This is a genomic window from Micromonospora sp. BL4 (assembly GCF_003667505.1).
Classification (GTDB): Bacteria; Actinomycetota; Actinomycetes; order Mycobacteriales; family Micromonosporaceae; genus Micromonospora.
The window spans coordinates 1-11,379 of the sequence record NZ_RCVJ01000213.1 but is presented as its reverse complement, the minus strand read 5'-3'; the positions used below and the strand labels follow the sequence as shown (position 1 = coordinate 11,379).

Sequence of the window (11,379 nt, the reverse complement as noted above, 5' to 3'; positions counted from 1 at the left end):
GCCTCGGCCTCTCCGGCGCCGCTGGCGCCGGGAGACCGCGCCGGCCAGGCCGGCGCGGGCCCGACCGCCGACCCGGGGCCCGCCCCGGCCGCCGCACCCGCGCCCGCGGAGACCTCCGAACCCCTGACCGCGACTGAGAGGGACGCCTAGTGCCGCATTCGACGAAGCAGAGCGCCGGCCTCGACTGGCTGCTCGACGAGTTGGTGGAACGGGTACCGGCGGCCCGGGAGGCGGTGGTGCTCTCCGCGGACGGGCTGCTGCTCGGCTCCTCGGCCGAGCTGGAGCGTTCCGACGCCGAGCACCTCTGCGCCCTCGCCGCCGGCTTCTCCAGCCTGGCTCGGGGCGCGAGCCGGCACGTGGACGGTGGCCCGGTCCGGCAGACCGTGGTGGAGATGGAGTCGGCGTACCTCTTCGTCACCGCCGCCGGGCAGGGCGCCTGCCTGGCCGTGGTGAGCGACGCCGACGCGGACATCGGCCTGGTCGCGTACGAGATGGCAATGCTGGTGATCCGGGTGGGGGAGAACCTCACCGCGGCGGCCCGACCGTCGGCGGGTGCCGGTGATGCGAGCTGAGCCGCCCGGGCCGCAGCACGAGTGGCTGGACGGCGACGCCGGCCCGGTAGTGCGCCCGTACACCCTCACCGGCGGCCGGGTACGCTCCGCCGTCGATGGGTTCGACCTCGTCGCGTTCGTACTGGCCGGGTCGGATCTCGACCCGGCGGCCGACCCACGGCTGCTCCCGGAGCACCGGCGGCTGGTCGCGCTGGCCCACCGGCCGGTGTCGGTGGCCGAGCTGGCGGCCGAACTGGACCTGGCGGTCGGGGTGGTCCGGGTGCTGCTCGGTGACCTCCTCGCCCGGGGCCTGGTCGCGGTGCACGAGCCGCCGGGCGCCGGCCGGGTTCCCGACAACGACATCCTCAAGGCGGTGGTCAGTGGACTTCGTGCGCTATGACCATGCGGGCTCCGGGACCACCATCCCGCTGGCACTGAAGATCCTCATCGCCGGAGGCTTCGGGGCCGGTAAGACGACGCTGGTGAGCGCGCTGAGCGAGGTCCGGCCGTTGCAGACCGAGGAGGTGCTGACGGGCGCCGGGATCGGCACCGACGACATCTCCGGGGTGGAGGGGAAGTCGACCACCACGGTGGCGATGGACTTCGGCCGGATCACCATCAACGACGACCTCCAGGTCTACCTGTTCGGCACCCCCGGACAGGACCGGTTCTGGTTCCTCTGGGACGAGTTGGCCTTCGGCGCGCTCGGCGCGGTGGTGCTCGCCGACACCCGGCGGCTGGCGGACTGCTTCCCGTCCATCGACTACTTCGAGCAGCGGGGCATCCCGTTCGTGGTGGGCGTGAACTGCTTCGACGACTCCCGCCGGTTCAACCTGGAGACCGTACGCCGGGCGCTCGACCTCGACCCGGACGTGCCGATGGTGCTGTGCGACGCGCGGGACCGGCAGTCCGGCAAACTGGTGTTGATCTCCCTGGTCGAGCACGTGGCCCGGCAACGCGGCGAGCCCGTGCCGGCCGCCTGAGTCGTCGTCGCCCACGGCCGGGCGGCAGCGGCTGGGCCTCGGCGACGCCGATCCGGGCCCGGAAAGCGGGTTAACGGACCGGCGTCGCGGGCAGCCTCTGGTTGGATCGACGCAGGATGCCGGCGGAGGGGTTGGACGTGAGTGGTCAGGTCGAGGTCGTCCACATCGGGGGTTACACCGCGCAGAGCGGCGGGCGGGGCAGCGGCATCGTCGCCGCCCGCCGTGACCCGGCCACCGGGGCGCTGACCCCGCTCGGCACGGTGGCGACCACACCGTCGCCCTCGTTCCTGGCCCGACACCCCACGCACCCGGTGCTCTACGCGGTCAACGAGCTGACCGACGGGCAGGTCAGCGCCTGGCAGGTCGGCCCCGACGGCGCGCTGGATCCGCTCGGCACCTGGTCGACCGGCGGGGCGGAGCCCTGCCACCTGGCGGTGCTGCCCGACGGCGGCCACCTGGTGGCGGCCAACTACGGCGGCGGCAGCGTCGCGGTCTTCCCGCTCGACGCGCGGGGCGTGCCCGGTGAGCGCAGCGACCTGGTGGTGCACGAGGGGCACGGCCCCGACCCGGAGCGCCAGGAGCGGGCGCACACCCACATGGTCTCGCCGGGGCCGGGCCGAGGGCCGCTGCTCGCGGTCGACCTCGGCACCGACTCGGTCTACCGGTACGACCTGGACGGCGCGAGCGGGCGGCTGGTGCCACGTGGTCCCCGGATCCGCACGGCGCCGGGCGTGGGGCCCCGGCACCTGGCCCGCCACCCCGACGGGCGGCGCTGCTATCTCGTCGGCGAGCTGGACGCCTCGGTCACCGCGTACGAGCTGACCGACGACGGTGCGCTGCACCAACGTGGTCGGATCGAGGCGAGCGAGCGGGCGGGCCATGTCCAGCCGTCGGAGGTCGCGGTCGCCCCGGACGGCCGGTTCCTCTACGTCGCCAACCGGGGTGTGGGCACCATCGCCGTCTTCGACGTGGCCGGCGAGCTGCCCGAGCTGGTGGCCGAAGTGGACACCGGCGGCGAGTGGCCCCGCCACTTCGCGCTGATCGGGGAGCACCTCTACGTCGCCGACGAGCGGGCGGACATGGTGCGGGTCTTCGGGCGGGACGCCGGCACCGGCGTACCGACGCCGATCGGTGAGCCCGTGCCGGTGCCGAGCCCGACCTGCGTGCTGCCGTGGGCCGCGGAGCCGAGGGGCGAGACGCGAGCGTGACACCGGTTTGGCAACACCGTGGGTCCGTCTCGTGACTCTCCGTTGCTAAACAGCGATCAACTGTTTCTCCTCCGTAACTTTCGTCCGAACGGATGTGGCAGAGAAGGCACCTTGTACGCAAGATGGTCACCGTGTCAGCAGGCCGCCATCGCATGCGTTCGAAACTTCATCTAGCCGCCGCCGCCGCTACGGCGACGGTGCTCGTCGTCACGACCGGCGTCTGGTTCGGCTATCGGGAGCTGATCGAGCCCAGCTGTTCGGGGGAGATTCGGCTCGCCGTGGCAGTCGCCTCCGAGCTCGCGCCGGCGGTGGACGCCGCCGCGTCGCAATGGGTCAAGGAGGGCGCCGCGGTAGGCCCCACCTGCATTCGGGTGGACGTCTCCGCGTCCGACCCGGTCGACGTGGCCGCCGTGGTGGCGGCCAAACACGGTGCGGTTCTGGCCGGCGTCGGGCAGGCCAGCGGCACCGCCGTCACCCCGGACGTCTGGGTGCCGGACTCCTCGACCTGGCTGCTGCGGTTGAAGAAGGACGCCACGGCGTTCGCTCCGACCAACAGCGCCTCCATCGCGCGGAGTCCCGTCGTCGTGGCGATGCCCGAGCCGGTGGCCGGCCGGCTGGGCTGGCCCAAGAAGAAGTTCACCTGGACGGACCTGCTCAAGCAGGTCAACAACCCGGGCACCCCGCTCCGCACCGGGATCGTCGAGCCGACCCGGGACGCGGCCGGCCTGTCCGGCCTGCTCTCGCTGACCGCGGCGGCCAGCGCCGCCGGTGGCGACGCTCAGCGCAACACCGTCGGCGCCCTGCGGGCGCTGGCCACGGGACGTTCCTCGCTCCGCAACGACCTGCTGGCCCGTTTCCCGACCGCCAAGGACCCGACGTCCATCGCCAGCGGCCTCGGCGCGGCGGCACTGTCCGAAGAGGACGTGATCGCCTACAACAGCAAGGAGCCGCCGGTACGGCTCGCCGCGCTCTACATGGAGCCGGCGCCGATGCCGCTGGACTACCCGTACGCGGTGCTGCCCGGCATCGAGCCGACCAAGGCCTCGGCGGCCCGGGTGTTGTTCGAGGTGCTCACCACCAGCAAGTTCCGCGACCGGCTGGCGGCGCAGTCGCTGCGCGCGCCGGACGGCAACTGGGGCGCCGGCTTCAAGGCGCCGCAGGGCGCGCCGAGCCCGGCCGGTGGCGCCTCGACCGCGCCGGCCGCCGGCGGCACCGCGGCGGGTGGCCTCGACCCGGCCGCGATACAGCGGGTCGTCTCCAGCTGGTCGATCGCCACCCAGTCCGGCCGGATGCTGGCCGTCATCGACGTCTCCGGCTCGATGAAGGAGAAGGTGCCCAGCGCCAACAACCGCAGCCGGGAGGAGGTCACCGTGGACGCGGCACGCCGCGGCCTCGGCCTCTTCGACGACTCCTGGTCGATCGGTCTGTGGACCTTCTCCACCAAGCTGGTCGGCAACCGGGACTACCGCCAGCTGATCCCCATCGGCCCGCTCTCCGCCCAGCGGGCCCAGTTGGAGGGCGCGCTCGGCGGCATCAAGCCCTCCGACGGCGGCACCGGCCTCTACGACACCACGCTGGCGGCGTACCAGGCGGTGCAGGAGAACTGGCAACCCGGCCGGGTCAACTCGATCGTGCTGTTCACCGACGGCAAGAACGAGGACGCCGACGGCATGAGCCAGGCCCAGCTGCTCGCCAAGCTGAAGCAGATCGCCGACCCGGAGCGGCCGGTCCAGGTGGTCATGATCGGTATCGGCGAGAGCGTCAGCAAGGCCGAGCTGGAGTCGATCACGAAGGTGACCGGTGGCGGCAGCTTCGTCACCAAGGACCCGAGCGAGATCGGCAACATCTTCCTCAACGCCATCGCGCTCCGCCCGCCCGCGCCGCGCTGATTCGGGGCACAGCCACGAAGGAGTCCGTCGTACCGCCGATCCGGTACGGCGGGCTCTTTCTCAGCAGTCCCTGATGGTTGAAGAAAAGTGACGGCAATACGTCGGAAGTAATCGGCGGTCATAGTTGTCAGGGCAGGATGGCGACGTGTTCCGGCATCGTCGGTCCGCCTCCGGTCCGACCCGTCGGCCGGGGCCGTCCTGGTCAGAGTGGGAGGGCCGGTGACCGCAGCGACACTGTCGACCCCCGCGAGCAGGTCGGGGAAGTCAGGCGGCCGTCCGGCCGGGCTGGTGACGCGCGCCGACGAACGGTCCTACATCCGGGTGCTGGTGGTGCTGGACACCACCGTCCTCATCCTCGCGCTGCTCGTCGGGTACGTGGCCCGGTTCGGCGACGACGAGCCCAGCGGCTCGAAGATCCCGTACGTGCTGGTGGCGCCGGGGCTGGTGCTGGCCTGGCTGGTCTCGCTCAAGGCACTCGGCTGCTACGACGACCGGGTCATCGGTTACGGGGCGGACGAGTACCGGCGGGTCAGCTCGGCCAGCCTGCGGCTGGCCGGCGCGATCGCGATCGCCGGGTACATCGCCGACGTCGGCGTCTCCCGAGGCTTCCTCGGCATCACCTTCGCGGTGGGCACCCTCGGGCTGGAAGTCGCCCGCTTCGCCGCCCGCAAGCGTCTGCACCGGGCCCGCTCACGTGGTGCCGGTTGGTCCCGCAAGGTGCTGGTGGTCGGCGACACCGCGCACGTGCTGGAGCTGGTGCACACGTTGCGTCGGGAGCCGTACGCCGGCTATCACGTGGTCGGCGCGTGCATCCCGGACGCGCTGCTGGCGCCGGTGGCGCAGCGGTTGGGCGACGTGCCGGTGGTCGGATCGTTCCGCGGCATCCCGGAGGCCGCCACCGCGATCGGCGCGGACACGGTCGCCGTCACGGCCTCCGGCGAGCTGACCGCCGCCCGGTTGCGCCGGCTCGGCTGGCAGCTGGAGGGGACCGGCGTCGACCTGGTCGTGGCGCCCGCGCTGACGGACGTGGCCGGCCCGCGGATCCACACCCGTCCGGTCGCCGGGCTGCCGCTGATCCACGTCGAGGCACCCGAGTTCCGCGGCGCACGGAAGCTGGTCAAGGGCTTCGTCGACCGGTCCGTCTCGTCGCTGGCGCTCGCGTTGCTGCTGCCGCTGATCGTGTTCATCGCGTTGGCCATCAAGCTGGACAGCCGGGGCCCGGTGCTGTTCCGGCAGACCCGGGTCGGTCGGGGCGGGCAGGAGTTCGGCGTGTACAAGTTCCGGACCATGGTGGTGAACGCCGACGCGCTGCTCGCCGAACTGGCCGCCCGCAACGAGACCGACGGCCTGATGTTCAAGATGCGCGACGACCCACGGGTCACCCGGGTCGGCCGGTTGCTGCGCAAGTGGTCGCTCGACGAGCTGCCACAACTGGTCAACGTGCTGCTGGGCCAGATGAGCCTGGTCGGGCCGCGCCCGCCGCTGCCCTCCGAGGTGGCCCGCTACGACGGCGACGTGGCCCGGCGGCTGCTGGTCAAGCCCGGTATGACCGGCCTGTGGCAGGTCAGCGGCCGGTCCGACCTGAGCTGGGAGGACGGCATCCGGCTCGATCTCTACTACGTGGAGAACTGGTCCCTCGCCGCCGACCTCACCATCCTCTGGAAGACCTTCGGCGCGGTGCTCAACAGTCGCGGCGCCTACTGATCACGGCCCCCTGTCGTCTCGGCCGGTAGCGGCTGCGGGCCGGTCCAGTCCAGGCAGACCACCACTGCGTCGTCGACCAGGTCACCGGCGACGAACGCGCGCAGGTCACCGATCAGCGACCGGACGGCGTCCAGCGACTCCATCGGGCCGGTCCGTCGCAGGAACCGGTCCAGCGCCGTCTCGCCGTAGCGCGTGTGCTGCCCGGTGGCCTCCACCACGCCGTCGCTGAGCACGAAGATCCGGTCGCCGCGCTCCAGCGGGAACCGCTGCTCGCGATAGTCGGTCGCCTCGAACATGCCGAGCGGGAACTGCGCCTCCAGAGGCTGCTCGGTGACCTTTCCCTCGCGCAGCAGAACCAGGCGGGGCGAGCCGGCGTCGACCACCGTCAGCACCCCCGAGCGCAGGTCCAGCTCCATCAGCAGCGCGGAGAGGTGCCGTTCACCCCGGTACTCGTCGTAGAGCGCCTGGTCGGCGAGGGCGGCCTGGTCGGCCAGGCGGAGCCCGGCCCGGCGGGCGTTGCGGAGCGCGTGGGTGGCCAGTGAGGTGAGCAGGGAGGCCGCGACACCCTCGCCGGTGCCGTTGATGGTGGACAACCAGAGCCGTTGCCCGTCGTCGGACCAGTCGAAGCTGTCGCCGCGCACCGTGTACGCCGGCTCCAACTGCCCGGCCAGGCTGAACGAGGGCCGGATCCGGCTGCGTCCCGGCAGCAGGTCCCACTGCATCTCCGCGGCCAGGGTGAGCCGCTGGCTGCGCCGCGCCGCGCGGTAGACGTCGGTGCCCGCGGAGACGGCGGCCAGCTCGTGCGCGAGCGCGGTGGCGATGTCGGCCAGCTCGCCGAGGAGGGCCGGGCCGTCCGGGACCGGCGCCAGTCGCAGCACGCCCCGGCGCTCGCCGCGCATGCTGACGGGGAGCCAGGCGGTGCCGTCGTCGACCACCGGCGACTGGTGGTCGAAGGCGCGCCAGGCGGGGTGCCCCGGACCGGTGACGGGGTCACGATCACCCTCGGTGAGGGGCAACAGCTCCGAGAGCCGGTAGTCGACCTGGTACAGCTCCGTCTCGGTGATCCCGTACGACCGGGCAAGAACGTCGCCGACACCGCCGACGAGGCGGTCGGCGGGTGTCTCGTTCAGGGTACGTCGTGCCCGATTGACCGGTTCGCTCATCACCACTCCCTTGATCAAAGCTCGACCACCAGTGGGTTCGGAGTAGTCTCGGGCCACCATGGCCGAACTGCACGGTCCGCCGGACCCCGAGACGAGTATGGCTGCCGCGTTGGATGCGGCGGCGGCTGCCCTGTTGACCGTATGGGAGTCGACCCGGGAGGGGACGGCCAACCGGGTGTCCGGAGCGCAGCTACGCGCTGTGATGGTGGTGGAGCAGTACGACGGGATCAACCTGCGTCGGCTCGCCTCCCGACTCGGCATGCTGCTCAGCTCCGCCAGCCGGCTCTGTGACCGGCTGGTCGCCGCCGGAATGCTGGAGCGTGAGCCGGGGCGTTTCGACCGGCGGGAGATCGCCCTGCACCTCACACCGGAGGCCCGCCGGCTCCTCGCCGAGCTGCGTGCCGACCGCCAGGCGCAACTCGCCGTGGTGCTGGCCGGGATGAGCCCCGCCGGCCGCACGGCGCTGCTGGACGGGATGCGGGAATTCGACGAGACCGCCCGCCGGCAGCAGGCGCAGACGTCGCCGCCGGGCGGGCCGGACGACCTGGACCGCCCCACCGGGCGGGCAGGCGACTGGTCGGACGACCCGGAGCGGCCGGGACGGGCCGCGTGGACGGGCGCGTCGGGTGACGCCCAACGGACGGTGGGCACGGCCCGGGAGTCGGCGACCGGGGAACCTCCGGTGGCACGGAGCGCCTGACCCACCGGTCGGACCGCGCGCCCGGCGCCCACGTCGAGCCGTCGGGGCCGCCGCTGCCGGTCACGCCGGGCGCGCCGCGCACACGGCCAGCATCGCGATGTCGTCGTGAGCCTGCCCGCCCTGCCATTCGTCGACCAACTGGAGCAGCCGGTCGACCAGCGCGGCCGGTGGCAGCCCGGTGGCCGAGGCGACCGCCGCGCGTAGCCGCTCCTCGCCGAACACCTCCACCTCGCGCGGGCCGCCGCGCGCCCCGGTCACCCCGTCGGTGTACGCGAGCAGCAGGTCGCCCGGGTCGAGGTGCACCCGCGTCTCGGCGAACCGGGCGGCGGCCAGCGCGCCGACCGGCATCCCGCCGACCGGGACCGGGGTGACCGCGCCGCCGGGAGTGACCAGCAGTGGCGCCGGGTGACCCCCGCCGGCGATCCGGACGTCCACCCCGGCCGGCCCGCGCTCCAGCGAGCCGAGCAGCAGGGTGGTGAACTGGCTGCGCCGCGCCGCGTCCGGCGCGTCGAACAGCGCCCGGTCGAGCAGCCCGATCAGCTCCAGCGGGCGTTGCTCGACCAGCCGGAGCGTCTGCAACGACTGGCGGACCCGGCCGGTCAGCACGGCCGCGCCGACGCCCTTGCCGCACACGTCGCCGAGCGCGAACAGGGCGCCGGTGCGGTGGGGGAAGACCTCGTAGAAGTCACCGCCGATGCGCAGGGTGTCCCCGGCCGCCCGGTAACCGCCGGCCAGGCTCACCCCGGGCACCGGGGGCAGCTCCGGCGGCAGCAGGCTGGCCTGCAGAACCCGGGCCAGGTGAGCCTGCTCGCCGTGCAGCTCGGCGGTGGCCAGCGCGGCACCGGCCCGGGCGCCGAACTCGCGGGCCAGCTCGATGTCGCGTGGGTCGAAGCCGGCCCGCCCGGCGCGGCGGATCAGCAGCAGGGCCCCGAACGGGCCGCCGGCACTGCGGATCGGGCTGACCAGCGCCGCGCCCGGTCGGCCGAGCCCGGGCGGCAGCACGGAGGACAGGTCGGCGAGCTCGGTGTCCAGCCTCGGCTCGGTGAGCTCGCCGGCCAGCGCCTCGGTCAGCCCGGGCACGGTGTCGGTCAGCCCCGGCCCGGCCAGCCCGGTGGCGGGCGTCGGGTCGCTCTCGGCGTACCGGATCCAGCGGGGGCGCTGATCGGCCGGCGCCGGCGGGCGGTGCAGCACCACGGCGGCGTCGGCCAGGTACGGCACGGCGAGGGTCGCGGTGGCCCGCAGCGTCTGGTCCCGGTGCAGGGAGCGCCCCAGCCGGCTGCCGGCCTGGGCGAGGAAGGCGGTGCGGGAGCGTTCGGCCAGCAGCGCGTCGGTGCGGGCGTGTTCCTCGGTGACGTCCCGGACGTACCAGGCGTACCGCGCGCCGGCGAGCCGCCGTCGCACGCCGCGCAGTCGCCGGCCGCGATGCTCGACGTCGAAGCACTCGGCGTCGCCGGCGACCGCCTGGGCCAGCGCTCGCACCGGGCACCGGGACAGCTCGGTGCCGGCGGTGATCTCCGGGAGCAGCTCCGCCGCCATGGCGTTGACCAGGGTCACCCGGCCCGCCTCGTCGGTCGTCAGCACGGCCTCGGCGAGCCCGTCGAGCAACTCGCGGGCCAGCCGGGGGTCGGCCGGGAGCGGGTGGTAAGTGGGCTGCCCCGTCGGCGGGCGGGAGGAGACTCCATCACCGCTGACCGGACCGGCCATGCCGCCCCGTCGGGTCGTGGTCACCGCCCGACGCCGGCCCGCGTCTGACGTGTCGTGCGCATGCTGTTCGTGGACTCCTCGCCCGGGGATCGTTGCCTGAGAGCAAGCGTAGCGAGCCCCTGCGACGGACGCCCGGTCAGCCGGAGCGGGCCAGCCAGCCGGCGGGTCGGGCGACGATCTGACGAACCACGGAGCCGGCCGCACCCACCGCGGCGGCCTCCGCGCCGAGCGTCGCCGGTCGAACCGTGACCGGCGACCACGCGGCGGTGAGCACCCGGCCGGCGATCTCGGCGAGCACCGGGGGGCACAGCCAGGGCGCCAGCGGGGCGTACCCGCCGCCGAGCACGACGGTGTCCAGGTCCAGCAGGTTGACCACGCCGGCCACCGCGACACCGAGCGCCGTCCCGGCGTCGTGCAGCGCCCGCAGCGCCCCGGCGTCACCGGCCTCGGCCAGCTCGGCCAGCCGTGCGGTCGCGGTGTCCGCGGGAAGTTCCGCCCGGGCCAGCCCGGCGGCGGCCACGATCGCCTCCTGGCCGGCGTACTGCTCCAGGCAGCCCTGCCCGCCGCAGCGGCACGGACGGCCCTGCGGGTGGACCGGGAGGTGCCCGATCTCGCCGCTCCACCCGCGCACGCCGCGGAACAGCGCTCCGTTCAGCACGATGCCGGCGCCGATGCCGACCTCACCGGAGATGTGCAGGAAGCTGGCCGGGCCGGGCGGGCGGGAGTGCAGCTCGCCGAGCGCGGCGAGGTTGGCCTCGTTGTCCACCACCAGCGCCGGTACGCCGGGCACCTGCTCGGTCAACGGGGGGTGCCCGGCGAGCAGCGCCGGCACCGGCACGTCGTGCCAGCCGAGGTTCGGCGCGAGCCGGACCAGCCCGGCGCCGTCCACCAGGCCCGGCACGGCGAGCGCGGCTCCGGCCAGGGTGAGGCCCTGCCGGGCGGCGTCGGCGCGGGCCTGCCCGGCCATCGCGACCAGTCGGGCGAGTGCCTCGGTGGGGGCGACCGGGCGCAGGTCGGCCCGGTGCACGGTGCGGTGCCGGACCTGGCCGGCGAGATCCACGACGCAGACCGCCAGGTAGTCGACGTTGATCTCCAGGCCGAGCCCGGCCGGCCCCTGGTCGGCCAGCACCAGACCCCGGGCCGGGCGGCCGGCGCCGGCTCGGGGCGCCGGGTCGGCCTCGTCGACCAGCTGGCCGGCGAGCAGGTCCTCGACCACCGCGGACACGGTGGCACGGGTCAGGCCGGTCGCCGTGGCGAGGTCGGCCCGGGACGGGGGACGGTCGGCGGCGGCGATCCGGCCGAGCACCAGGGCGAGGTTGAGCTCGCGGAGGCTGCCCTGTCGGACCGCGCCGGCCGGGGCGTTGGTGGGGCTCACCCCTTGACAGTGCCATAGGCCGCGCAAATAATTCAATCGTTGAACAAATAGTGGACGACCCCACCCCGGAGGCCCTCATGGCACCCAGTCCCACCCCCGCCG

General features: G+C 74.0%; 10 protein-coding genes. 7 read left to right on the top strand and 3 right to left on the bottom strand.

What is annotated here, in order from left to right; translation table 11 throughout:
- Positions 1 to 149 precede the first annotated feature (149 nt).
- The 6 genes from EAD89_RS27795 to EAD89_RS27770 all read left to right on the top strand — a co-directional run bounded on the left by EAD89_RS27795 (position 150) and on the right by EAD89_RS27770 (position 6,335).
- Positions 150 to 572 (top strand): roadblock/LC7 domain-containing protein, encoded by a 423-nt coding sequence (locus EAD89_RS27795; RefSeq protein ID WP_121657037.1) that lies wholly within the window; start codon positions 150 to 152, stop codon positions 570 to 572.
- Positions 562 to 951 carry a DUF742 domain-containing protein gene (locus EAD89_RS27790; protein WP_121657041.1) on the top strand — a complete coding sequence of 130 codons (390 nt, stop codon included), beginning with the start codon at positions 562 to 564 and terminating at the stop codon, positions 949 to 951. The genes EAD89_RS27795 and EAD89_RS27790 overlap by 11 nt, the downstream gene beginning before the upstream one ends.
- Positions 932 to 1,534, top strand: a complete 603-nt coding sequence (locus EAD89_RS27785) for an ATP/GTP-binding protein (protein WP_089019271.1) — start codon at positions 932 to 934, stop codon at positions 1,532 to 1,534. The genes EAD89_RS27790 and EAD89_RS27785 overlap by 20 nt, the downstream gene beginning before the upstream one ends.
- A gap of 137 nt (positions 1,535 to 1,671) precedes the next feature.
- Positions 1,672 to 2,742 (top strand): lactonase family protein, encoded by a 1,071-nt coding sequence (locus EAD89_RS27780; RefSeq protein WP_199733659.1) that lies wholly within the window; start codon positions 1,672 to 1,674, stop codon positions 2,740 to 2,742.
- 131 nt (positions 2,743 to 2,873) lie between these two features.
- On the top strand, positions 2,874 to 4,631 hold the full coding sequence (locus EAD89_RS27775) for a substrate-binding domain-containing protein (RefSeq protein ID WP_121677765.1): 1,758 nt from the start codon (positions 2,874 to 2,876) through the stop codon (positions 4,629 to 4,631).
- A gap of 234 nt (positions 4,632 to 4,865) precedes the next feature.
- Entirely contained in the window at positions 4,866 to 6,335 is a 1,470-nt protein-coding gene (locus EAD89_RS27770; RefSeq protein ID WP_233579211.1) for a sugar transferase, read from the top strand.
- Here the strand turns inward: EAD89_RS27770 and EAD89_RS27765 are convergent.
- On the bottom strand, positions 6,329 to 7,498 hold the full coding sequence (locus tag EAD89_RS27765) for a PP2C family protein-serine/threonine phosphatase (protein WP_121657043.1): 1,170 nt from the start codon (positions 7,496 to 7,498) through the stop codon (positions 6,329 to 6,331). The genes EAD89_RS27770 and EAD89_RS27765 overlap by 7 nt on opposite strands.
- Positions 7,499 to 7,556: 58 nt before the next feature.
- Between EAD89_RS27765 and EAD89_RS27760 the strand changes: the two genes are divergently transcribed.
- Entirely contained in the window at positions 7,557 to 8,198 is a 642-nt protein-coding gene (locus EAD89_RS27760) for a MarR family winged helix-turn-helix transcriptional regulator (RefSeq protein WP_233579210.1), read from the top strand.
- A 60-nt stretch (positions 8,199 to 8,258) separates the two neighbouring features.
- Here the strand turns inward: EAD89_RS27760 and EAD89_RS27755 are convergent, their stop codons facing one another.
- Together EAD89_RS27755 and EAD89_RS27750 are read right to left on the bottom strand one after the other, a co-directional pair.
- Complete coding sequence (locus EAD89_RS27755) at positions 8,259 to 9,926, bottom strand: PP2C family protein-serine/threonine phosphatase (RefSeq protein WP_233579209.1); 1,668 nt, start codon at positions 9,924 to 9,926, stop codon at positions 8,259 to 8,261.
- 112 nt (positions 9,927 to 10,038) lie between these two features.
- Positions 10,039 to 11,277 (bottom strand): ROK family transcriptional regulator, encoded by a 1,239-nt coding sequence (locus tag EAD89_RS27750; RefSeq protein WP_199733657.1) that lies wholly within the window; start codon positions 11,275 to 11,277, stop codon positions 10,039 to 10,041.
- Positions 11,278 to 11,379 lie beyond the last annotated feature (102 nt).